The following is a 22,555-nucleotide window of genomic DNA, read 5'->3' on the forward strand; positions in this document are numbered from 1 at the left end:
GCGGCCTTACGGCTTGACCGGCTGGCTGACCGGCCAGAAGGCGAAGGACAGGCTGGCACTTTCCAGCGGCAGCCGCCCGCCGCGCGTCGTGCCGTCCAGCAGATCGTCGAGCCCGGCACCCTCCGCGCCGCGGGTCGCCGGGCCGGTGTGGTCGTTGAAGCCTGTGAGGGCGCATAGGGACGGCAGATCCGTCTCTCCCTCGATGAACGGGACGCCAATGACGAACACCCCGTTGCTGGTGCTCGGCGCGCGCCCCGGCACGATGGCACGGGGATGGTAGGGGACCTCGAATATCAGTCGCCGCCCCGGCTCCAGCCGGTCGGAGACGGTGAGGCCAACCGGGCAGCTGGGCCGGCGCGCCATCAGGTTCCAGGCATCATCAAGGAAGAAGATGGCGGCCAGGACCGGACGGGTGCTGCGGTTCTCCACCGCCACTTGCACCTTGTCGCAGACGACGACGGAGCCGTCCCCCGCTACCGTGGCCGGTACGCCCTTGAACGCGCACTGCCGCGCCGCCGGGTCGAGGCCGAAGCGCCTGACCTCCATGGAAACGTCGAGGTCGCGGCCGGCGCTCGCCCCGGCGAGCGCCTGCAGCCGCAATAGCTGGCGCGCGCGCAGCACGGCGCGGGCGATCACCAGGGTGGCACTGTTGGTGTCCGTGCCGGGTGCGATCGCGGCGAGAGGGCCGGCCTCCACGGCGAGGGGATCGAGGCCGTCGGGCATGAAGCGCAGGCCGTCGCCGGTCATCCATGCCACCAGCGCGGGGGCGGCGTCATCCAGCCGCACGCTGTCCTTCAGCGGCCCGGCGAGGGCGGCCTCGAACGCCTCGTTCAGCCGTGCCTCCTGCGCCGCATCGGGCGCGCCGGGACCGGGCCATGCGCGCGGGCGCGAAAGGGTGACGGCGGCCTGCGGCGCAGGGCGCGCCAGCCGGGCATAGGCGGCCTTGTCCAGCACCGCCGAGCCCGGCACCGTGGGGCAGCGGGTGCCGGCCGGCGCACAGCCCGGCTTGAGCGCCACGAGGCGGGCGCGGGTCGCCTCCACCTCCGCGACCACCGCATGGCCGGAGGGCTTGCCGGCCGGCTGCGCCGCGCTGTCGTAAAGCGCGACCAGGGCGCCGGCCTCCACGCCCTCGATCTGCCCGGCATGGAGAATGCCGGCCCCGACCCGCCATGTCGCGCCGTTGGCAGCCGTCGCCGTGCCGCCGCCGGGCACCGGGCCATCCATGCCGTCGCCTTCGAAGCTCGGGGTCTGCCGCGCCTGGAAGGCGGCATCGGCGCGCAGCACCCGGCCAGTCTCCACCATCAACTGGCGATAGCTGAGCGCGGGCGCGCGCTGCAGCACATCGGCGAGGGCGGTTGTGAAGATGGAGCCCCAGACCCGTCGTTCCATGGGGGCGCCCGGCGGCAGCGCCACCTCCCGTGCCGTCTCGTTGGGCTGGGACGCGTAGAAGGCGGTAAGCCGCCCCGCCCCCGGCGGCAAAGCCGGCGCGAGATCAGCGAGCACCGTGGTCTTCTCCGGCGCCATGGCGCTTGAGGTGGACAGGCCGATGTCCTCAAGCGAGATCTTCTTGTCATGGACCCCGTCGCCCACGGCGCGCGAGGCGGAGCCGGAAAAGCAGCTGTCCAGGATGAACCAGACGTCCGCGCCGCGGCTGCGGATGGCGTCGAGCCGCGCGCCGAAATCCGGTCCGGCAATGGCATTCTCGAACGCGCCGCGCGCCGCGCCCGCCTTGGGCGGCGCTGCATCGCGGGGCAGGAACACCTGGTCGAGCCCGTCCACCTTCAGGGCGGTGCGCGAGGGCTGACGGGTGCCGTGGCCCGAAGCGTAGAAAATGATGAGGTCGCCTTTCTGCGCCGCGCCGGCCAGGTGATCCAGGCCGGACAGGATGGCGGCACGGGTGGGCGCGCCGGCGGAGCCTTCAACGCCGTCCGCCAGCACCGCGATGTCCTCCGGCGCTACCCCGCGCGCCTTCAGCGCGAGCTGCATGCGGCGCACGTCATTGGCCGGGGCCTTCAGCTGCCGGTCGGCCGGAAGGGCCGGATAGTCCGAGACGCCCACGAGGAGCGCCAGAGTCCTTGCTGCTGCGCCCTCGGCCGCAATGCTGCAGCCGAGGGCGACGAGCAGCGCCAGCGCGGCGCGGCGCGGCCGCCTCATCGCTTCGGCTTCCGGCCTTCGGCGAGGCGGCGAAGCAATTCCTCGGCGGCGGCATAATGCCCGGCTTCAGCCGCGATCGCCGCGGCCTGCAGGTCCCACTCCGCCGGCTTGCGCTCCAGCAGCCAGAGCGCGCTCGCCACCTGCCCGAAGGCTGGCGTGGGCGCGCTTTCGGTGATCCAGGCGGGCACGGGAGGCGCTTCGGCGTGGGCCAGCAATTCCACCCGCGCCTCCTCGCCCGCGCCGTCGCGGACCATCAGCACCAGCGGGCCCGCGGCATCAAGCGGCAGCGTCAGGACGGCGGAACGCCCGTTCGCCGGCGTGGCGGCAAGCACGGCGCCCGCATCGCCGGGAGCACGGACCTCGACGGAGAAGGGCGCAGCGCCGCCCTGCCAGCCCAGCCACAGGCGGCTTCCCGGCACCACGCGCTGGGGCACGCCGCGGCCCATCTGCAGCCGCAGGGTCTCGTCGTTGCGGCCAATGAGATTGACCGTGCGCGCCGCCGGCTTGCTTGCGAACAGCTCACCGATCATGGCGGCCAGGGCGCTGAAGCGTCCGCCGGAGGGGAGCGCACCGGTGATCCGATGCGGCGAGCGCGTCGCGTCGACCCGCAGCTGGCGGTCGTTCACCGTTTCGATGGTCACCGCCGCGCCGGTATCGCGTACCACCACTTCGTCGCCGTCAAACAGGGCGCCGCCGATCTGCACGGGCATCTTCTGGCCCTCGCGCTGCACATGGGCCGCCATATCCGGGTCGGCGGCCGGCAGCTCCAGGCCGACGATGTAGCCCGCCGGGGTGCGCATGTCGGCATCACCGGCCATGGCCGGCATGCCGCCGGCGAGAACGAGCAGGGCCGCCAGTGCGTGGCGCATTGCGGCGAGCGGCGGGACAGCACGCGTCACGTGGGGGTCTCCGTCGTTTGCGCGGCCGGCGGCGTCTCCGGCTTCAACAGGGCGCGCCAGCCCCGCGCGCGCCAGTCCTTGCAGATGGCATGAATGCCCTCGACGGTCGAGAGCAGGGCCACCATGCCGAGCGCCGCCAGCACGATGTCGCTGGCGGTAGAGGGTGCGAAGATGCGACCGAGCACCATCAGCGCCGCCAGCACCGCGACCGCGACCACAAGGGCCGCCGCCAGCGGGCGCAGACGGGAGGTGATCACCACCAGCGCCCCGAGAAGGGCCAGCGCGATCAGGGTCGCGCCCAGCGGCCCCACGGGCTGGCCGGACAGCACCGCGGGCGCCGTCGCCACCGCATTGGCGACGATGAGCGCACCCGGCAGGAAGCCGATGGGCGTGAGGTGCCCGTCCAAGGTTTCGGCATGGCTGGCACCGATGATGACGAAACGGCCGCGCAGCAAGTCGTCCGCCACCGCCTGCGGCGACACCACGGCGCCGGACGCCGACAGCAGCGCGCGCGCCGGCACCCGGCGGAACAGCGGCACGTGCCGAGCGTCGCGCGTGATGAATTGCGGGGCGGCAAGGTCCGGCCCGTCCGGGATCAGGAAGGCGATGGCGGCGCGCTGGTCGGGGTTGCGAGGCCATGCGGGAGGCGACGCGGCGGCTGTGCCGGGCGCGCACACCGCCTGCGTCCGGCGTTCCGCGAAGGCGCTCAGATCCGTGAGCGGTCGCGGGTGAGCGCCTGCCACCGCGGCGGCAAAGAGCTGGGGCGAGGGCAGCGTGGCGCTCGCGTCGGGTCCGCAGGAGGTGTGGCTCAGCTGCCAGCGCCGCACCACGCGGTCCTCGTCGATGCGGCTCACGCTCGCCGCCCAGATCACATTCGCCTTGCCACGCACGGACGCATCAAGGACCGAGGCCTGCTCGGCCAGCGCGTCGGCGGCGTTGCCGGCCTGGTCCGCGGCTCCCAGGCGCCGGGCCAGGGCGAGGGGCGGCGCATCCGGCGGATAAGCGGCGAGGAAGCCGGCCAGCGCCACGTCGCCCGCGGGCACTCCGGGCCGGGAGGTATCCATGTCGAGAAATATGCCGCTCGCATGCTTGGCGGCGGCGAGGGAGAGCAGCCCGGCAAGGACCTCCCGCGGTGCGCTGTGGGGATGGCCGAGCGCCGCCATGGTGGACGGGTCGATGTCGATGAACGTCACCGGAATGGCGTCACGCGTCGCGCCGGACAGGACCGCGGACCAGCGCACCATGCGGTCCTTCTCGCCAAGATTGGCGCTGAACCCCGCGATCCGGTCGGCAAGGCCGAAAGCTGAGAAGAGGCCGATGACGCCAGCGATAAGAACCGGCTTGGTGAGCCGGCCGATCCACCTGAACGGACGTTTCACGAACGGATCGACCTTGGTAGGAACGCCGGGCGCATCCGGCTAACAAGCTGTGAAATCAACAGATACAATTCCAGCACGGCTTTGGAAAGAGGCGCGCCGGCGGGCAGGTCCATGGGGGGGGGACGCGGCCGGCTCAAGGGAACGGGCGGGACGGATCTCAGGTCACCTGGGAGAAGGCCTGGCCGGATGGACGACACGGCTTTCGAAACGGGGCACCTGAAGCATTTCCACCGCCGCCGGTCCCGGCTCGCGCAAGAAAGGCGAAAATTCAACAAGCCAAGGCACTCACCGGACGCTGCAGCGTTCGTCCGACACGATCGGAAGCCGCCCTAACAGGCGTGCAGGAGCCTGTCGAGGCCGCAAGTCAGCACCTGTCGCAAATGGCGGCCACCCGCATCATCGCATCGTCATCCGAACAGATTAGACCCGTTCTAAGTATTCGTGCGAATCGGCTCCACTGGCGCCATTTTGCGCCAATCGCGCCCCCCCAGTAGGTATCGCCATGAAGCCCCTCCACCGTGAAAACCATCTGATCGAGCGCATCGGCTGGCTGCGCGCCGCCGTCCTTGGGGCCAACGACGGCATCATTTCCACGGCGAGCCTCATGGTGGGCGTCGCGGCGGCATCGACCAATTCGTCCGAGATCCTGGTCGCGGGCGTCGCGAGCCTTGTGGCCGGTGCCATGTCCATGGCGGCGGGCGAATATGTCTCGGTGAGTTCGCAGGCCGACACCGAGAATGCCGATCTGCGCAAGGAGCAGCGCGAGCTGGCCGAGCAGCCGGAAAGCGAGCTCAACGAGCTGACGCAGATCTACGTGCGACGCGGCGTCGAGCCCGCGCTGGCGCGTCAGGTGGCCGAGCAGATGACGGCGAAGGACGCTTTCTCCGCCCATGCGCGCGACGAGCTGGGGCTCGCCGAGCATGTGGTCGCGCGTCCCATCCAGGCCGCGCTCACGTCTGCGGTGACGTTTGCGCTCGGGGCTGCGATCCCCCTTGCCATCTCCCTTCTGGCACCCGCTGCCCTGATCGCGCCGATCGTCTCGGGCGGGTCGCTGGTCTGCCTTGCGGTGCTGGGCGCGCTGGGCGCGCGGGCCGGTGGCGCGGACATCTGGAAGCCGACCATCCGCGTGACCTTCTGGGGCGCCATCGCCATGGCGGCGACCGCGGCCATCGGGACGCTGGTCGGTCACGCCGTGTAAGTGTCCCCCATCGGCTCCGGCGCCGTCCCGGACGGCGGAGCCGGAGGCCACGTCGCCTCAACCGCGCCGTCGGCGCGCACGAACAGCGCCGCGAGGCCGAGGCGGCGCGCGAGAGCCGGTCCCTCGCGCGCCCCGCGCACCAGCAGCGCCGTCGCCCAGGCATCGGCGGCCATGCAGGTCGCGCTGAGCACGGTGACGGCGGAGAGGTCATTGTCCAGCGGCGCGCCGCGGGACGGGTCCATGGTGTGGGAGAGGATGCGGCCCGCCACCTCCACCCGATGGCGATAATTGCCCGAGGTGGCGGCGGCCGCGCCGGACACTTCCAGCACCCCGAGGATATCCCGCGCCCCCACTGAGGGCCGCTCATGGGCAATGGTCCAGGGCCGACCGTCCGGCTTCAGGCCCTCGGCGCGCATCTCGCCGTCGATGCCCACCAGCCAGGAGGAAAGCCCGGCCTCGCGCATCTCGCGCGCCAGTTCGTCCACGCCGAACCCCTTGGCGATGCCGGCAAGATCGAGCCGCAGGGGCGCCAGCCGGCGGGCACGGCAGCCGGCCGGATCAAGCTGCAGGGTCTTCGGCGGCTCGAAGGAGGGGCGGCCGGCGAGCGCGGCGATGCGCCCGCCATCAGGCCCACCGGCCCCACCGAAGCCCCACGCCTTGACCAGATCACCGACCCCGATATCGAACGCGCCGCCCGACAGGCGGCCGATCTCAAGGGCGGTGGCGAGCACGTGCATCAATTCGCGGGGAATATCGATCCACGCCCCTATGGCCGCGGCGTTCAGCCGTTCCAGGTCGGAGTCGGGCCGGAAGGTGGACATCTGCTGTTCCACCTTGTCCACCGCGCCCTGGAGGCGGCGGGTCAGCGCCGCTTCATCCACCTCGCCGGCCGCAAAGAAGACGGCGGACCAGCGCGCGCCCATGGCCGGCCCGCTCAGGGCATGACGCCGGAGCGGCGGCGCGCCCGGCGCCGGATCAATAGACATCTTCGACATAGCGTCCGCTCGACTTGAGGGTGGGAAGGTCGAGGCCCAGCGGGCGCACCACGGGATCGAGCGCGCGGGTCACCGCCTCGGCCATGTCGCGGCCGCCGCACACCAGGATCTGCGCGCCCTGCCTCACCAGTTCGCGCAGGCGCGGGGCGTCGGCGGCGATGCGGTCCTGCACATAGGCGCCCCCGTCAGAATCACGCGAAAACGCGGTGCGCAGCGTCGTCAGGCGCCGCTCGGCCAGATGCTGGGCCAGTTCGTGCTCATAGAGGAAGTCGGATGCGGCGCTCCGCCCGCCCCAATAAAGATGCACCGGCCGGCCCGCCGCATTGGCCCGCACGAAGCCGGCAAGCGGCCCGATGCCGGCCCCCGCGCCGATGAGGATGAGCGGGCCGCGTCCCGTGGCCGGACGGAAGGCCGGGTTCTCGCGGATGAAGGCGTCGATGCGCGCGCCGGGCTGCAGAGCGTGCAGGAAGCTGGAGCACAGGCCGCCTTCACGCAGCCGCACGCAGATTTCCAGCACGCCGTCGCGGGTGGAAGAGGCGAGCGAATAGAAGCGCGGCATCGCATCCCCAGGCTTCTCTTGCCCCGGCGGCACGATGCCCACGAGGTCGCCGGCCTCGAAGGCGGGCAGCCGCCCCGGCGCCCCGGTGCACGGATCTGCCGGCGCCTGAAAGCGCAGGATCGCCACGGGCGCACCCACCGCCTCGCCATATAGCTCCCGGCTGGCGAGCATGAGGGGCGAGGTCTTCGGCGGCTCGGCCACATGGGTAAGCACGAGATCATGCCCCAGGGCGGCGCCGAGGTCCCTGCCCCACTGGGCGAATTCCTGCGCCGAGCGGCGATCGATCCTTTTCATGGGCAAAATCTGCGGGCATTCCCGCGCCTCAAGCGCATCGGCGACCGCGCGGGCGAAGCGGCAGAAATGCGGGAAGCTGCGATCACCGAACCCGAGCACCGCCACCGCTGGCCGCCCCGGCAGACGCGCGAGGCGGGCGAGGAAATGCTTGGCCGATTGGGGAGCCGTGCCTTCGCCATAGGTGGCGGCGAGCACCAGCAGGCGCGTGGCGGCCAGATGCGCCGCGGTCACATCGTTCATGGCGGCGGTGTGGACCTTGTGCCCGGCGGCGGTCAGTGCCGCGTGCAGCGTGCCTGCGAAGCCCCAGGTGGAATTGCCCTCGCTGCCCACGAGGATCACCGTGTCAGCTGCCCGCGCCGGCACGTTGGCGGCGATGCGCGGGCGCGCCCCACGCCGGCGCAGCCACAGGACGAGGCCGGTGCCGCCGAGCACCGGAACGGCGGCCGAGGCGAGGCCCAGGAGGAGGCTGAGCAGCCAGGCGCCGCGCCCGGTGTGCAGCGTGCGCACGAGATCGCTGATCCGCTCCAGCGCCGTCGCCGGGGTCAGGGCGAGCGTGGCGCCGGTGGCGGCATCGATCACCCTTTCACCCTCGTCGGTGACGAGGGTGAAGACATCGGCCGGGTCCGAGGGATCGGGGAAGGAGAGCGCGCGCAGGTCCTGAAGCCTCACGGCCTTCAGCCCGGCGAGCGTCGCCACCGGAGCCGGCGCGCCGCCGCTCGCGGTGACGGCAGGGTTCGCGCCCTGCGCCTCCGGGAGAAGGCCGAAGGTTCCGGCGGACATCCACAGTCCGGTCAGCGACGACAGCAGGAGGCCCACGGCGGCGAGCCGCCCCAGCTCGCCGTGCCAACGTTGCGCCGGGGTGCCGCGGATGGGCCGCAGCAATGCCCCCGCGCCGCCCAGCCGGCGGGCGAGCAGCATGAGGCCGGAGAGGCTGAGGCCCAGCATGGCCAGCGCGCCGAGGGCCGCCGCCACGCGGCCCACATCGCCCATAAGGAAGGAGCGGTGCAGATTGATGAGGAAGCGGATCGTTTCGGACACCGCATAAGGCCCCAGTCCCGCGCCCGTGGCGGGGTCGATGCGCTCCACGCCACGCGTGTCGCCATCGTCGAAGGTTGCGCTGAGGCTGCCGTCAGCCCGCAGCCGGATGGCGCTGACGCCGGGATGGCGCGCGGCCACCTGCGCCGCGAGGTCCGCGACGCTGGCCACGGCCGGAATTGCCGGCGCGGCGGCGCGGTCCAGCGCCGGCTGCACGGAAAGGACGGCGCCGGTGACGGCGGTGACGGTGAGGGCGAGCGCCAGCACGATGCCGGGCAGGCCATGAAGGCGGCGAAGCATGGGGGTGTCCGGCAGGTTCAGAAGGTGACGGTGAAGGATCTCACATAGCCCTTGCCGGCAACGGGCTTGCCGGACGTGGCGACAGCGAGCGGGGCGACGACCTCCGAGGGATTGTCCATCCCGTCCTCCACCGCCGTATCCACATGGACCTTGTAGCCGGCGTCGATCATGGCATCGGCGAGATCGAGGGTGATCTTCAGCGTTTTGCCGGAGCCGACGCTGGCGCCGGTGATGCCGTCGATCTCGGCAGGGCGTCCGCCGGAGGCGCGCTGCCAGTCGGACAAATGTCGATAATATTTCGCCTTGCCGCCGGCCATCCACAGCGTGCCCTTGTAGGCACCCGCGGCATCGGTGACATAGAGCACCACATAGGCGCCGTTGCCGCCGTAGTTTTTCAGCGTGGTCTCGAACGTGACCTGCCGCGCCTCGGCAAGCACCGGCGACAGCAGGGTGGCCGTGGCCGCCACGGCGGGAAGAACGAACTTCATCTGACTATTCCTTCAAAAGAGCGGACGGTTCGGCCGGAGGTCACTGCACCTCGACCTTGGGCCGGGCCTTGCCCTGGAACAGGCCGTTGTCCGGCACCGGCGCTGCGGGAGCGGCCGGGCCGGTCTGCAAAATGGCGCCGCGGCGGCCGCCCGAACGATCGTCGTCATCATCGTCGTCATCATCATCATCGTCGTTGTGACGGCGGCCGTGATGGCGCTCCTTGCCCTCGCGGCCATGGTCGCTGTCGGCCAGCCGGAGGGGGCGGGTCTCGGCGCGGGCGGTTTCGGCGCGGCTGTGGAAGGGCCGGTCGAGGTGGTCGATCTGCGTGGCCGCAAGCGCCACGCCGAGGCCGGCGGTGGAAAGGAGAAGGGCCGTTCCGATCAGGGTGCGCGTCTTCATGGGAGCCTCCCGGCGATTGATGACGCCGGCACCCTCGCGCCCGAACCTGACAGCCCCCTGAAGGAGGGGCGGGATCGCGTTCAGCTTCCCGTCAGGATCGAGCTTGCCGCGGAAAGCGCACCACGGCGCTGAAGCCATCCGCCGCGCCCGGCATCGGCGAGGCGATCTCCAGCGTGAGCCCCGCCCCGCGGCAGATGGCGGCGGCGATGGCGAGGCCGAGGCCGGAGCCGTCCGCCCCCGTCGGCCCGCGCTCGAACGGGCGCAGCAGCAAAGCGAGGCGGTCGGCCGGTACCACGGGACCATGGTTGGCGACTTCGAGCCGGTCCGCGATGAGGCGGACATGGACCGGCGTGTCCGGCGTGCCGTGCTTCAGCGCATTCTCGATGAGGTTGCGCACGAGTACGGCGAAGGCGTCGGGGTCGAGATCGCTGACGGGGCCGCCGTCCCCCGTCATGGTCAGGGCAATGTCGCCGGCGCGCGCGCTCTGGCGGTCGAGGTCCGCGATCACATGGCGCAGCACCGGCGCAAGCGGGGCCGGCGTCTCGGCGAGAAGTCCGGCGCCTTCCGCCTTGGCAAGTTGCAGCAGCTTTTCGGACAGGCGCGAGAGGCGGCGCAGCGCCCCCGCGATGGCGCGCGCCCGCTCCTGCTCCGGCCCCGCGGGCAGCTCGGCCATGAGGCGCTGGGTCTGCGCCAGAGCGGCGGCGATGGGCGTGCGCAGCTCATGGGCGCTGTTGGCGGCAAAGCCCCGCTCCGCCTCCAGCGCGCCGCGCAGCCGTTCGAGCAGCGCATTCACCGCTCCGGCGACGGGCGCCATTTCCGCGGGCAGCCCCTGTTCGGACACCGGCGCAAGGTTGCCCCGCCCGCGTTCCGCAATGGCCTGGCGGAAGGCGAGCACCGGCTTCAGGATGAGGCGGAGCGTAAGCCAGACGCCGCCGAGCGCGATGGGTACCAAAGCGACAAGCGGCCAGATCAGCGCCATCACCGCCCGCCGCACCGCGGCGGCGCGGTGGCCCAGATCCTCGGCTGCGGTGACGACGATGGTGCCCTTCACCGCCGCTTCCGTGTAGGTGCGCAGGCGGGCGGTGGTGTGAAAGCCGGGGGTGAGTCCTGCCGGAATCGCCATCTGTTCCGCATCACTGGACTGGAGCAGCACGCGGCCTTCGGCATCGCGCACCACATAGGTGATGAATTCCCGGTGCGGACCCACCGGCGCCATGTGCTGGGCACCGGCGCCGTCCTCGCGGGCGAGCAGCTCGGAATAAGCGAGCGGCAGCACCCTTTGGGCGACCTCCTGCAGCGCGCTGTCGAACACCTCGTCGATCTCGTGCCGCAGCACCAGCCCCGCCACGGTGGCCGCGGCAAGCCACAGCGCCGCCACCGACACAGCGAGCCACAGGCCGAGGCGCCGGCCCAGGCTCCACCGCCGTGGCGCGCTCACGCCCCGCCTCCCGGCGTTCCGAGGCGATAACCCATGCCGCGCACGGTCTCGATCACGTCGGCGCCCAGCTTCCTGCGCAGGCGGGCCACATAGACCTCGATTGTATTGCTCTCCACCTCAGCGTCGAAGGAATAGAGGCGTTCCTCCAGCTGCGGCTTCGACATGAGTTGGTGCGGCCGCTGCACGAAAGCTTCGAACAGCGACCATTCCCGAGCAGTCAGAGCCACTGCCTGCCCGGCGCGCCGCACCGAGCGGGCGGCAAGGTCCACCTCGATGTCGCCGAGGGTCACCAGCGGGTTGGGATTGCCCGCATAGCGCCGGCCCACGGCGCGGATGCGCGCCGACAGCTCGAAGAGGTCGAAGGGCTTCACCAGATAGTCGTCGGCGCCGACATCAAGGGCGGCGATGCGGTCGGAAATCTGGTCGCGTGCGGTGAGCACCATCACCGGCGTCGCGTCGCCCGCGCTGCGCAGGCGCTTGAGGAAGTCCGAGCCGCGCCCGTCGGGCAGCATCAGGTCGAGGAGGATCAGGTCGAAGGCGGCGGCATGCAGGGCGTCGGCAGCCGCGCCAAGGTGTGTCACCCAGTCGGCGCCGTGCCCGTCCGAGACGATCTGGTCGCGCACGGCCATGCCCAGGACGGGATCATCTTCGATCAGCAGGATACGCATCTGTCACCTCGGCATGCCGCGTGGCAATCTAGCGTGGCTGCGGGCGGAAGGGACGACAGAATCCGTGGGGGCGTTCAGGTGTCCGTCAGCTTCGCATGCTGTGTTCGTGGGGCCGGGGCCGAAGGAGGATGCGCGGTGAGACGCCCAGGGTTCGCAATCTGGCTTGCTGCCGCCGGTTTCGCTGCCGCCGGCCTGGCCGCGACGCCGGCCGCCGCTGATCGCGACTGCAACGTGCCGCTGGCCGAGTGGCAGCCGCGCGAGGCGCTGCAGAAGAAGCTGGAGGGCGAGGGCTGGACGGTGCTCTCCATTCGCTCCGATGACGGCTGCTACAAGGTCCGCGCCACCAACGCGCAGGGCGCACGCCTGAAGGCGAAATTCGACCCAGCGCGCCTTGAACGGGTGCATAGCCGGGATGATGACGATTGATCGGGCCGCGGATCAATGGGTCCCCTCCAGTGGCCGCAAACGCCGCCTGACGGTTGCTGACCCGCAGCGGCCCTCTGGACTGCCTGCTTTGGCGGCACGGTTCAATCTGGCCCTGCTCGCAGGGCTACCGTCGCTGGCACTGCCGTTCGCGATGGTCCCCTGGGATCATCCTGGCCTGCCGCCGCAGCGATTTGGTCCATTGGGGCTCGACGCCTCTTGAGGCGTACCGCGCTGATGTTATTTAACTTTGCCTCGACGAAGCGCCATTGGCGTCAGCTTCCCGGTCCGCCGCTCGCGCCCCGGCGCCAAGGCAGCGATGTATTTCAGCTTCACTCCTGCCGCTTTGCGGCGGGAGTGCCACAGCAATTTCGTCCGCGCGTTTCGTCGATGGACCGGCGTGACCCCCCACAGCCTGGCGTTCGGGGATCATGGCAGGGGCGGCGCCCTGAAGTTCCGGCGCGTCAGGCCCCATGCGACCAAGTCAGCTTTGCTGTTTCGAAGTCGTAGTCCTTCCCCGAGGGGTACTTCAGGGCCTCGATGGAGGCCGGGTGTGGCACTGCGGCGGATTTCAGGAACGGGTCATCAGCCTTCCCGGCCTATTCCGGCTCGCCCTTCACCACCCCTGCGGCAGCGAAGTGCCAGGGCGGCACCTCGCGGATGATGATGCGGACCGCCTCGCGCGGCGCGTCGAGGGAGGCGACCACCGCATCGGTCACCTCCTTCACCATGCGCTTCTTCTTCTCGAAGGGTCGGCCCTCGATCAGGGTGATCTCGATGATCGGCATGGCGGGTCACGCCTCCACGTTGAAGGAGAGCCGTCCCAGGGACTGGAACGTGGTCTGCACGAACTGCCCCGCCGACAGCGGATAGGCCGCCGTGGCACCCCCGGCGAGCACGATGTCGCCCGCCTCCAGCCGCTCGCCGGCCTTGGCCACCAGCCGCGCCGCGGCGACGAGGCTGCGGATGGGGTCGCCGAGGATGGCCGCAGTCGAGCCGATCTGCACCGGGCGGCCGTCCACCTCCATGAGGATGCCGAGGTTGGCGACATCGGTGGCGGCGGGCGCCCATCCGCCCACATAAAAGCCGGAGGAGGACGAATTGTCGGCGATCACGTCCGACAAAGCGAACTTGAAGCAGCGATAGCGGCTGTCGATGATCTCCATGGCCGGCGCCACCGCTTCCACGGCGGCCAGCGCCTCCGCCGCCGAGACCTCGCCTTCCAGTGGCCTTTTGAGGATGTAGGCCACCTCCGGCTCGACCCGCGGGTGCACATAGCGCGCGCGGTTCAGCCCGGCGCCCTCGGTGAGGCGCATGGCATCGGTGAGGCGGCCCCAGATCACCTCCGAAACGCCCACCTGGGCCATCTTGGCGCGGGAGGTGAGCCCCATCTTGATGCCCGCGCGGCGTTCTCCGCGTCCCCGGCGGCGGGCAACGGAAAGCGCCTGGATGGCGTAGCCGTCATCCACCGTCAGGTCGGGCAGGCTGTCGGTGAGCTGGGCGATGGGGGTGGCGGTGCGCGCCGCCTCGTCGACGATCTGGGCAAGGCCCGAAAGGCTGGTCATGCGGCCTCTCCCCGGCCCTTGAGGAGATCGAGCGCCACGTCGACGATCATGTCCTCCTGTCCACCCACCATGCGGCGGCGGCCGAGTTCGGCGAGGATGTCGCGGGTGTCCACGCCATAGGTCTTCGAGGCGTTCTCGGCGTGGCGCAGGAAGCTGGAATAGACGCCGGCATAGCCCAGCGAGAGGCTTTCGCGGTCCACCCGCACCGGTCGATCCTGCAGCGGCCGCACCAAATCGTCGGCGGCGTCCATCAGAATGTTGAGGTCGCAGCCCGTCTCGATGCCCTTGCGGGCGAGCACGGCGACGAGCGCCTCCAGCGGCGCGTTTCCGGCCCCGGCGCCCATGCCGGCAAGGGAGGCATCCACCCGCACCGCGCCGGCCTCGATGCCGGCCACCGCATTGGCCACCCCGAGGGTGAGGTTGTGATGGGTGTGGACGCCGATCTCCGTCTCGGGCTTGAGCGCGTCGCGCAGCATCTTGACCCGCTCGGTATAGTCCTCGGGCAGCAGGGCACCGGCGGAATCCGTCACATAGACGCATTCCGAGCCGTAGCTCTCCATCAGCTTCGCCTGCTCGGCGAGGGCCTCGGCCGGGATCATGTGGGCCATCATCAGGAAGCTCGCCGTGTCCATGCCGAGTGCCCGCGCCGCCTCGATGTGCTGGCGCGACACGTCGGCCTCGGTGCAATGGGTGCACACCCGCACCGAGCGGGCGCCGGCGTCATAGGCGGCCTTCAGATCATGCACCGTGCCGATGCCGGGGATGAGCAGCACGGTGACGACGGCGTGGGTGCATTCGTCCGCGACGGCGGCGATCCATTCCAGGTCGTCATGGGCGCCGAAGCCATAGTTGAAGGTGGCACCGGTGAGGCCGTCGCCATGGCTGATCTCGATGGCATCCACCTTGGCGCGGTCCAGCGCCCGGGCGATGGCCCGGGTGGTGGGAAGGTCGTACTGGTGGCGGATGGCGTGCATGCCGTCGCGCAGGGTGACGTCCTGGATATAGAGCTTGTCGGGGTTGGGACGGGCCATCACGCGGCCTCCTTCGCAAGGAATTTGGCGGCCCAGCGGTCGGCGGAGACCAAAGCGGCCGAGGTCATGATGTCGAGATTGCCGGCATAGGCCGGCAGGTAATGGGCGGCGCCCTCCACCTCCAGCATGATGGTGGTCTTGAGGCCGCTGATCGGTCCGACGCCGGGGATGCGAACGGGGGCGTTGTTGCCGATCTCCTCGAACTGCACCTTCTGCTTCAGCCGATAGCCGGGCACGTATTTCTGCACGGTCTCGACCATCTCCAGGATGGACGCCTCGATGGCCTCGCGCGTGCCGCCCTGGCTGAGGGTGAAGACGGTATCGCGCATGATGAGGGGCGGTTCGGCCGGATTGAGGATGATGACCGCCTTGCCACGCTCGGCGCCGCCCAGCACCTCGATGGCCTTGGAGGTGGTCTCGGTGAACTCGTCGATGTTGGCGCGGGTGCCAGGGCCGGCGGACTTCGAGGAGATGGAGGCGACGATCTCGCCCCAGATCACCCGGTCGGTGGCGCGGCGCACGGCATGGACCATGGGGATGGTGGCCTGCCCGCCGCAGGTCACCATGTTGACGTTGGGGGCGTCGAGATTGGCCTCGCCATTGATGGCGGGGATGGTGAAGGGGCCGATGGCGGCGGGGGTGAGGTCGATGACCTTCTTGCCGTCCCTGCGCAGCACCGCGTCGTTGGCGATGTGGGCCTTGGCCGAGGTGGCGTCGAACACCACGCCGATCTCGGCATAATTGGGCAGGCGGGTGAGGCCGTCGATGCCCTCATGGGTCACCGGCACGTTGAGGCGCGCCGCCCGGGCGAGGCCGTCCGAGGCCGGATCGATCCCCACCATCGCCCCCATCTCCAGATGGCGCGACATGCGCATGATCTTGATCATCAGATCGGTGCCGATATTGCCCGACCCGATGATGGCGGCTTTGATTTTCGACATGCAGTCAACTCCTCGCATTCGATGGAAGGGACGGCCGGCCCGGCGCTCCCCGCCTCAGACGAAAGCCGCGCGCACCGAGCCCAGCCCGCCGATGCGCACGTCGAACACATCGCCGGCTGCCACCGCGACCATGGGGCCGAGGGCGCCGGACAGGATGGTGTCGCCGGCCTTGAGGGGCAGGCCGACCCGCGCCATCACCTGCGCCAGCCACAAAGCGGCGGTGAGCGGCGAGCCGAGGCAGGCCGCGCCCGCGCCCACGGACACCGGCTCGCCCCGCTTCTCCATGACCATGCCGCACAGGCGCGGATCGAAATCGGTGAGCCGCGTGGGCCGCGAGCCGAGCACGTAGAGGCCGGAGGAGGCGTTGTCGGCGATGGTGTCGGTGATGCGGATGTCCCAGCCGGCGACGCGGCTGCCGACGATCTCGATGGCGGGTACCGCATACTCCACCGCGCGGAACAGGTCGGCCGCCGTGAGCTGCTCGCCGTCGAGGTCGCGGCCGATGACGAAGGCGATCTCCGCCTCCGCCTTCGGCTGCAGCACGTCGGCGACGGCGATGTCGAGCCCCTCCGGGCGCGCCATGTCGGCGAACAGCATGCCGTAGTCCGGCTGGTCCACGCCGAGCTGGCGCTGCACCGCCACCGAGGTGAGGCCGGTCTTGCGGCCGACGAGGCGGCGGCCGGCGGCCAGCGCCCGCTCGGTGTTGATCCGCTGCACCGCATAGGCGGCGTCCACGTCGCCTTCCCTCAGAAGGTCGCGGATGGGAGCGGTGGGCGCGCGCGCGGTCGCTGCCGCGTGGAGGCGGTCGGCGGCCGCGCGGATCGCCGCCTGGTATGTCGCCTCTTCAGATGTGGTCATGGGGGATTTCCGGGTCTTCAGAGCTTGATGCAGACGTTGCTGATCTCGGTATAGAATTCGAGGCTGTGGACGCCGCCCTCGCGGCCGATGCCGGAGGCCTTGGCGCCGCCGAAGGCGGTGCGCAGATCGCGCAGGAACCAGGAGTTCACCCAGCAGATGCCCACCTCCATGCGCGCCGCCACGCGGTGGGCGCGGGCGAGGTCCTGCGTCCACACCGCCGCGGCGAGGCCGTAGGGCGTGGCGTTGGCGAGGCGCACGGCCTCCGCCTCCGTGTCGAAGGGGCGGACGTGGCAGCAGGGGCCGAAGATCTCCTGCGTCACGCAGTCGGCGTCGTCGGCGAGCCCGGTCCAGATGGTCGGCTCCACCCAATTGCCGCCGGCCAGTTCCTCCGGCATGCGCGGCACGCCGCCGCCGGCGACCACGCTTGCGCCCTGCTCCACCGCGCGGGCGTAATAGGACAACACCTTGGCCTGATGCTCCTTCGAGATCAGCGGGCCGATACCGGTGGCGGGGTCCTCCGGCCGTCCGGGACGCAGACCCGCGACGCCGGCCTTCAGGCGGGCGACGAAGGTGTCGAAGATGGGCCGCTCCACATAGACCCGCTCGGTGCCGAGGCAGACCTGCCCGCAATTGGAGAAGGCCGATCGCAAGGTGCCCTCCACCGCCTTGTCCAGGTCGCAGTCGGCGAAGACGAGGGCCGCATTCTTGCCGCCAAGCTCGAACGACACCGGGCGGATGCCGTGGGCGGCCTGCCGCATGATGGCTTCGCCGGTGCGGGTCTCGCCAGTGAAGGTGATGCCGGCGACGCGCGGGTGCTGGGTGAGGAACTCGCCGGCCGACTGCGGGCCGAGGCCGTGCACCACATTGTAGACGCCGCGCGGCAGGCCCACCGCATTCATCACCTCGCCGAGCAGGGTGGCGGTGAGCGGGGTCTCCTCCGAGGGTTTCACCACCACCGTGTTGCCCAGCGCCAGCGCCGGCCCGACCTTCCAGGTCATCAGCAGCAGCGGCAGGTTCCAGGGCGAGATGACGGCGATGACGCCGCGCGGGCGGCGCAGGGCATAGTTCAGCGCGCCGGCGCCGTCGGGCGTGGGGGTCTGGAAGCATTCCGTGGCGATGGTCTTGGCCACGTCGGTAAACATCTTGAAATTCGCCGCGCCGCGCGGGATGTCGATGTGCGCGGCCAGCGACATGGGCTTGCCGGTGTCGAGGCATTCGGCTTCCAGGAAGTCATCGAACCGGCGGTCGATCTCGCCCGCCACCTCGGCGAGGAGGTCGGTGCGCTCGGTGACGGTCATGCGGCCCCAGGGGCCGTCGAGCGCCGCCGCCGCCGCCGTCACCGCGGCGTCCACCTCGGCGCGCCCACCCTCGGGAACGCGGCCGATCCGGCTGCCGTCCACCGGGCAGAAATTGTCCCAGCCCTTGCCGGTGTCCCCTAGCGTGAACGCTCCATCGATGAAGTGCGCGGCGTCGCGACGCGCGCTCGATTGCGAAAGGGGCCTGCGCTCAAGCAACGGGTGGACGGACATTCTTGCCTCTCCTTTTCTAACTGGCCTGCACCGGCCGCCCTCACAGGCCGAGGGCCATGATCCCGGCCTCCGCGCATGCACGGTCGTCGTCTTCCGATCCGCCCGAGACGCCGATGGCGCCGATCAGGCGGCCGTCTTCCAGGATGGGCGCGCCGCCGCCGAACAGGATCACGCCCGGGCGGCGGGCGATGCCGTCGCGCAGCACCTCATGGCCGCCCACCAGCGTGCAGAGCCGGTCGGTGGACATGCCGAAGGTGGCGGCGGTCCAGGCCTTCTCGCGGGCCATGTCGAGGGAGGCGGTGAACGCCCCGTCCGCCCGCAGCAGCGCGAGGAGGTGCCCGCCATGGTCCACCACGGCCGCCACCACAGGCGTCCCGCGTCCGGCGCCGCATGCGAGGGCGGCCTCGGCGGCCTTCGCCGCCGCAGCAGCAGTGATGCTGCGGATGCCGTGGGAGACTTCCATCCCCGTCTCAGGTCACCACGGACAGGAAGGCGTCGTTCATCTCCCGCTCATAGTAGAAGATGGCCTTGCCCACCTGTTCCGCGTCCCAGGTGCGGGTGGGGTGGTCGGGATAATAAGTATAGCCGCCGGTGAAGACCTCGTTCCGGTTGCCGGAAGGATCGAAGAAATAGATGGTCTGCCCGCGCGTGATGCCGTGCCGGGTGGGGCCGATGTCGATGGAGATGTCGTAGCGCGCGATGATATCGGCGGCGTGGCCCACGTCGTTCCAGTTCTCCAGCTCGAACGAGGCATGGTGGAACTTGCCGGGCTCGGGATATTTCACGAACGCGATGTCGTGCGCCTTCATGCCGGCGGTGAGCCAGACGGCGAGCACGCCGTCGGGCATGTCGAGCCGCTCGGCGCAGGAGAAATCGAGCACGGTCTGGAAGAAGTCGAGGTTCTTCTCGATCTCCGGCCCATAGAGCAGAGCATGATCGAAGCGGCGGGCGCGCATGCCGTGGGGCTCGGCGATCCAGACGTCCGGATTGTGGGTGTTGGGCCTGGGATCGGACTGCTCGGCCTGGGCGAACAGCTCGATGCGGTGGCCGGAGGCCAGCGTCCAGCCGATGCGGCGGCCGATGCCGGGCTGCTCGCCGGCGGGGACGTGATCCACCGGGTAGCCGTAGGCGAGGATGCGCGTCTCGAACGCATCGAGGTCGGCCTCGGTGCGGACCTTGAAGGCCATCAGGTCGAAGCCGGCGGTATCGGCGCGGCGCAGGACGAAGCTGTGGTGGTCGAACTCGTCGGCGGATTTCAGGTAGACGCGTCCGTCCGGCCCCTCGGCGACCTGATGCAGCCCGATTCTCTTGGTGTAGTGCTCGATGGCAGCCGGCATGTCGAGCACGCGCAGCTGGATGAAGCCGGGCCTAAGAACGCCTGTGTGGGCCATGACTGCTCTCTCCCTCGTGTTTCCTGCCTGATCTTGCCGGCTGGTCGTTGGCGCCGGTCTTTCCCGCTGTCGGCCTGTTGCCGGTGAGAGCGGGGGAATCGAACCGCAGCGTCAGGTCGCTCTGCGCGTAGATGGCGCATGTCAGAACGGCCCCGTCCGCCGCTTCGGCCGCGGAGACATGCTCCCGGCTCATGGGCGCGCACCGGTAGTCGCCGGCGATCACCCGGGCGCGGCAGACGCCGCAGCCGCCGCGGCGGCAGCCCACCGGCAGCCTGCGGGGAAGTCCGTTCAGCTGGCCCAGTCCGCGGGCCCGTTCCAGTGCCACCAGAACCCGCTCCTGCGTGCTGACGGACGTGCTGCCGTGCCCCTCGACGGTGACCGTCACGCGGCTGGCGGTCGAGGACTGGGGCAGTTGCGGCCCCGGTGGCGAGCCTCTCGAACAGCCGCCGAGGCCGGCGAGAGGGCAGGCTCCCGAGGCCCCGGCGAGGCATCCGCCAACGGACGCGCCGTGGTGGCCGACATGCTGCCCGGTGACTTCGGAATCCTTGGTCATCGGCCTCCCCGCCTCCTCCGGTCCGACCGCTTTTCCGGTCATGTTGAGCTGCTTATGCGCCCACCCGGCGGGGAGTGTCAATAAATTTTCGAGATTTTTAATTATAGCGGTTTTTAATGAATATTCGTGATTATCTCCATAATGCGATCTTGAGCGAAAAATCGATGTGAGCTACCGTAACGCCGGATCGTCGCCTCGGCGCGATCGCCCGCCGAGGACATCGTCACCATGGAAAAGAACGCAGCGGAGGTCGCCGGTCGCCAGGCGAAGGTGGTCGGCGCGCGCAGCCTCGTCGAGGCGGCCTACGAGACGATCCGGCAGGACATCCTGACGGGGGCACTGTCCCCCGGCCTCAAGCTGCGCTTCGAGATGCTGCGCGAGCGCTACGGCGTGGGCGCGTCCACCCTGCGCGAGGCGCTGACGCGGCTGGTGGGGGAAGCCCTCGTCACCTCGGAGGAGCAGCGCGGCTTCCGCGTGGCGGAAATCTCCCTCGACGACTTCGCCGATCTCACCGCCGCGCGCAAGCTGGTGGAGGTCGAGGCGCTGCGCCAGTCCATCATCTTCGGCGACGATGCGTGGGAAGGCGCGCTGGTTGGCGCCTATCACCGCCTGTCCAAGGTGGAGGAGAAGCTCGCCGAGGAGAAGACCGAATCGAGCGAACTGCGCGACGAGTTCGAGGCGCGCAACCGGGACTTCCACTTCACCCTGATTGCCGCCTGCCCGTCGCGCTGGGTGAAGCACATGCACGGCATCCTGTTCCAGCAGTCGGAGCGCTACCGCCGCATCTCGCTGGCCGCCCGGTTCGAGCCGCGCAACGTGCATGCGGAGCACAAGGCGATCCTCGACGCGGCCCTCGCCCGCGACGTGGACCTCGCCTGCCGCCTGGAGGCGGAGCACATCGACAAGACCCTCACCTTGCTGAGCCGAAACCTGCCCGCGCTCACCTGAGCCGCCGCCCCGCTCCGGGGCCTGCCATTCCGGTCTTCAAATCTCTCGTCCACCCCGGCGCCGGCTGGCGCGCGGGAGGCTCAGCTGCGCCCGCGTGCCGGCGGGCGCCGCCGTGACAAGAAAGGGTGACACCATGAGCGACGACAATCCCGAAATCGGCGTCAGCGTACGCACCGGCGCGTTTGACACCAATGTCCACGACCGCGGCAGCGGCGCGCCGGTGCTGCTGATCCACGGCTCGGGCCCGGGCGTGTCGGCCTGGGCCAACTGGCGCGGCGTCATTCCCGCGCTGTCGGAACGGTTCCGCGTGATCGCCCCGGACATGGTGGGCTTCGGCTTCAGCGACCGGCCTTCCGGCATCTCCTGGACCCGCGAGACCTGGGTTCGGCAGGCCCTCGCCCTGATGGATGCGCTCCGGCTGGAGCGGGTGGACATCGTGGGCAATTCCTTCGGCGGCGCCATCGGCCTGGCGCTGGCGGTGGCGCATCCCGAGCGGGTGCGCCGGCTGGTGCTGATGGGCAGCGTCGGTCTTTCCTTTCCCATCTCCGAAGGGCTGGAGCGGGTGTGGGGCTACGAGCCTTCGCTCGCGGCCATGCGGGCGCTGCTCGACGTGTTCGCCTTCGACCGCGGCCTCGTCACCGACGAGCTGGCCGAGCTGCGCTTCAGGGCGTCCATCCGCCCTGGCTTCCAGGAGAGCTTCTCGGCCATGTTCCCGGCACCGCGCCAGCCCCATCTCGATGCGCTGGCCAGCGCGGAGGCTGAGATCCGCGCCCTGCCCCACGAGGTGCTCATCGTCCACGGCCGTGAGGACCGGGTGATTCCACTCGACGTTTCGCTGCGTCTGGCGAAGCTGATCGACCGCGCGCAACTGCACGTGTTCGGTCGCTGTGGCCACTGGACCCAGATTGAGCAGGCCGCCCGGTTCAACCGCCTTGTGAGCGACTTCCTGGCCGAGGGCGCCTGACGCGCCACCGAGGCCGACGTTTCGCCAGACCAACCCGCGATGACCGCCGCCGGGCACCGGCCCGGCCGCATCGTTCGAGTTCCTGGAATAAGTTCGGCAATTTTCATTTTCTCGAAATTTTCGTTGACACCGAAATCGTCGCCGCCGATAAACAAGCCAACAACGATGGGCTTGCAGCATGCGGGCCCGCTCATTCCCGGGAGGCGGGACAGTGGCTCATTCCCTCTCGCAGGGCGGTGTCGTCAGCGCGCCCACAGACCCCATGCAGGCGCAGGTGCGCATTCTCGGCACGCGGCTCGGCCGCTTCGTCGAGTTCGAGTTTGCGCTCTATGGCGGGGACCTCGCCGTCGAGCTGATCCTGCCCACCAAGGCCTTCGAGGAATTCTGCCAGCTGCGCGGCGCGTCGGTGTGCGCCGTCGATCAAGGGACCTCGGAGGCGATCGAGCAGATGGCGTGGCGGGCCGGCCATCCCGGCCTCCTGCAGCGGACGGCCACGGGCGCCGCGCAGGACGAGCGCGCGTAGGGCGCTTGCGCAAGACGTTTCA

General features: G+C 70.3%; 23 protein-coding genes. 5 read left to right on the plus strand and 18 right to left on the minus strand.

Features of this window, described 5'->3' with window-relative positions; genetic code table 11:
- Positions 1-6: 6 nt before the first annotated feature.
- The 3 genes from ACI7BZ_RS18610 to ACI7BZ_RS18620 all read right to left on the minus strand — a co-directional run bounded on the left by ACI7BZ_RS18610 (position 7) and on the right by ACI7BZ_RS18620 (position 4,432).
- Positions 7-2,154 (minus strand): caspase family protein, encoded by a 2,148-nt coding sequence (locus tag ACI7BZ_RS18610; protein ID WP_414118624.1) that lies wholly within the window; start codon positions 2,152-2,154, stop codon positions 7-9.
- On the minus strand, positions 2,151-2,972 hold the full coding sequence (locus ACI7BZ_RS18615) for a hypothetical protein (RefSeq protein ID WP_414118625.1): 822 nt from the start codon (positions 2,970-2,972) through the stop codon (positions 2,151-2,153). The genes ACI7BZ_RS18610 and ACI7BZ_RS18615 overlap by 4 nt, the downstream gene beginning before the upstream one ends.
- A 77-nt stretch (positions 2,973-3,049) precedes the next feature.
- Positions 3,050-4,432: a CHASE2 domain-containing protein gene (locus tag ACI7BZ_RS18620; RefSeq protein ID WP_414118626.1), complete on the minus strand. Its 1,383-nt coding sequence runs from the start codon at positions 4,430-4,432 to the stop codon at positions 3,050-3,052.
- Between the two features lie 502 nt (positions 4,433-4,934).
- Between ACI7BZ_RS18620 and ACI7BZ_RS18625 the strand changes: the two genes are divergently transcribed.
- Entirely contained in the window at positions 4,935-5,630 is a 696-nt protein-coding gene (locus tag ACI7BZ_RS18625) for a VIT1/CCC1 transporter family protein (protein ID WP_414118627.1), read from the plus strand.
- Here ACI7BZ_RS18625 and ACI7BZ_RS18630 read toward each other — a convergent pair.
- From ACI7BZ_RS18630 to ACI7BZ_RS18655, 6 genes are all read right to left on the minus strand, one after another.
- Complete coding sequence (locus ACI7BZ_RS18630) at positions 5,618-6,625, minus strand: FAD:protein FMN transferase (protein WP_414118628.1); 1,008 nt, start codon at positions 6,623-6,625, stop codon at positions 5,618-5,620. The genes ACI7BZ_RS18625 and ACI7BZ_RS18630 overlap by 13 nt on opposite strands.
- Entirely contained in the window at positions 6,606-8,813 is a 2,208-nt protein-coding gene (locus ACI7BZ_RS18635; RefSeq protein WP_414118629.1) for a PepSY domain-containing protein, read from the minus strand. Before ACI7BZ_RS18635 ends, ACI7BZ_RS18630 begins: the two co-directional genes overlap by 20 nt.
- 17 nt (positions 8,814-8,830) lie before the next feature.
- On the minus strand, positions 8,831-9,301 hold the full coding sequence (locus tag ACI7BZ_RS18640; protein ID WP_414118630.1) for a DUF2271 domain-containing protein: 471 nt from the start codon (positions 9,299-9,301) through the stop codon (positions 8,831-8,833).
- Positions 9,302-9,341: 40 nt separating this feature from the next.
- Positions 9,342-9,701, minus strand: coding sequence for a hypothetical protein (locus tag ACI7BZ_RS18645; RefSeq protein ID WP_414118631.1), 360 nt, complete (start codon positions 9,699-9,701; stop codon positions 9,342-9,344).
- Between the two features lie 91 nt (positions 9,702-9,792).
- Positions 9,793-11,139: a sensor histidine kinase gene (locus ACI7BZ_RS18650; protein ID WP_414118632.1), complete on the minus strand. Its 1,347-nt coding sequence runs from the start codon at positions 11,137-11,139 to the stop codon at positions 9,793-9,795.
- Positions 11,136-11,807, minus strand: a complete 672-nt coding sequence (locus ACI7BZ_RS18655) for a response regulator (protein WP_414118633.1) — start codon at positions 11,805-11,807, stop codon at positions 11,136-11,138. The genes ACI7BZ_RS18650 and ACI7BZ_RS18655 overlap by 4 nt, the downstream gene beginning before the upstream one ends.
- Before the next feature lie 135 nt (positions 11,808-11,942).
- Between ACI7BZ_RS18655 and ACI7BZ_RS18660 the strand changes: the two genes are divergently transcribed.
- Positions 11,943-12,233 (plus strand): PepSY domain-containing protein, encoded by a 291-nt coding sequence (locus tag ACI7BZ_RS18660; protein ID WP_414118634.1) that lies wholly within the window; start codon positions 11,943-11,945, stop codon positions 12,231-12,233.
- 596 nt (positions 12,234-12,829) lie between these two features.
- Here the strand turns inward: ACI7BZ_RS18660 and thmT are convergent.
- Genes thmT through ACI7BZ_RS18705 form a run of 9 tightly spaced genes read right to left on the minus strand, consistent with a single transcriptional unit; the run spans position 12,830 to position 20,098 of the window.
- Positions 12,830-13,018 carry a 2-hydroxymuconate tautomerase gene (thmT, locus tag ACI7BZ_RS18665; protein ID WP_414118635.1) on the minus strand — a complete coding sequence of 63 codons (189 nt, stop codon included), beginning with the start codon at positions 13,016-13,018 and terminating at the stop codon, positions 12,830-12,832.
- A gap of 6 nt (positions 13,019-13,024) precedes the next feature.
- Entirely contained in the window at positions 13,025-13,795 is a 771-nt protein-coding gene (locus tag ACI7BZ_RS18670) for a 2-keto-4-pentenoate hydratase (RefSeq protein WP_414118636.1), read from the minus strand.
- A complete protein-coding gene (gene dmpG, locus ACI7BZ_RS18675) occupies positions 13,792-14,826 on the minus strand; it encodes a 4-hydroxy-2-oxovalerate aldolase (RefSeq protein WP_414118637.1) in 1,035 nt (344 codons plus the stop codon). Before dmpG ends, ACI7BZ_RS18670 begins: the two co-directional genes overlap by 4 nt.
- Positions 14,826-15,767, minus strand: coding sequence for an acetaldehyde dehydrogenase (acetylating) (locus ACI7BZ_RS18680; RefSeq protein ID WP_414118638.1), 942 nt, complete (start codon positions 15,765-15,767; stop codon positions 14,826-14,828). Before ACI7BZ_RS18680 ends, dmpG begins: the two co-directional genes overlap by 1 nt.
- 54 nt (positions 15,768-15,821) lie before the next feature.
- Positions 15,822-16,625: a 2-keto-4-pentenoate hydratase gene (locus ACI7BZ_RS18685; protein WP_414118639.1), complete on the minus strand. Its 804-nt coding sequence runs from the start codon at positions 16,623-16,625 to the stop codon at positions 15,822-15,824.
- A gap of 17 nt (positions 16,626-16,642) precedes the next feature.
- Entirely contained in the window at positions 16,643-18,154 is a 1,512-nt protein-coding gene (locus tag ACI7BZ_RS18690; protein ID WP_414118640.1) for a 2-hydroxymuconic semialdehyde dehydrogenase, read from the minus strand.
- Between the two features lie 40 nt (positions 18,155-18,194).
- Positions 18,195-18,617: a GlcG/HbpS family heme-binding protein gene (locus tag ACI7BZ_RS18695; RefSeq protein ID WP_414118641.1), complete on the minus strand. Its 423-nt coding sequence runs from the start codon at positions 18,615-18,617 to the stop codon at positions 18,195-18,197.
- 7 nt (positions 18,618-18,624) lie between these two features.
- Complete coding sequence (locus ACI7BZ_RS18700) at positions 18,625-19,545, minus strand: catechol 2,3-dioxygenase (protein ID WP_414118642.1); 921 nt, start codon at positions 19,543-19,545, stop codon at positions 18,625-18,627.
- Positions 19,523-20,098, minus strand: coding sequence for a 2Fe-2S iron-sulfur cluster-binding protein (locus ACI7BZ_RS18705; RefSeq protein WP_414118643.1), 576 nt, complete (start codon positions 20,096-20,098; stop codon positions 19,523-19,525). Before ACI7BZ_RS18705 ends, ACI7BZ_RS18700 begins: the two co-directional genes overlap by 23 nt.
- A 228-nt stretch (positions 20,099-20,326) precedes the next feature.
- Between ACI7BZ_RS18705 and ACI7BZ_RS18710 the strand changes: the two genes are divergently transcribed.
- The 3 genes from ACI7BZ_RS18710 (at position 20,327) to ACI7BZ_RS18720 (ending at position 22,533) form a co-directional block, all read left to right on the plus strand.
- Positions 20,327-21,046 carry a GntR family transcriptional regulator gene (locus tag ACI7BZ_RS18710; protein ID WP_414118644.1) on the plus strand — a complete coding sequence of 240 codons (720 nt, stop codon included), beginning with the start codon at positions 20,327-20,329 and terminating at the stop codon, positions 21,044-21,046.
- A gap of 133 nt (positions 21,047-21,179) precedes the next feature.
- Positions 21,180-22,010 (plus strand): alpha/beta fold hydrolase, encoded by an 831-nt coding sequence (locus tag ACI7BZ_RS18715; protein WP_414118645.1) that lies wholly within the window; start codon positions 21,180-21,182, stop codon positions 22,008-22,010.
- A 211-nt stretch (positions 22,011-22,221) separates the two neighbouring features.
- On the plus strand, positions 22,222-22,533 hold the full coding sequence (locus tag ACI7BZ_RS18720; RefSeq protein WP_414118646.1) for a phenol hydroxylase subunit: 312 nt from the start codon (positions 22,222-22,224) through the stop codon (positions 22,531-22,533).
- Positions 22,534-22,555 lie beyond the last annotated feature (22 nt).

Origin of the sequence: Xanthobacter sp. AM11 (genome assembly GCF_047444035.1) — a bacterium.
In the GTDB taxonomy this organism is placed as follows: domain Bacteria; phylum Pseudomonadota; class Alphaproteobacteria; order Rhizobiales; family Xanthobacteraceae; genus Xanthobacter.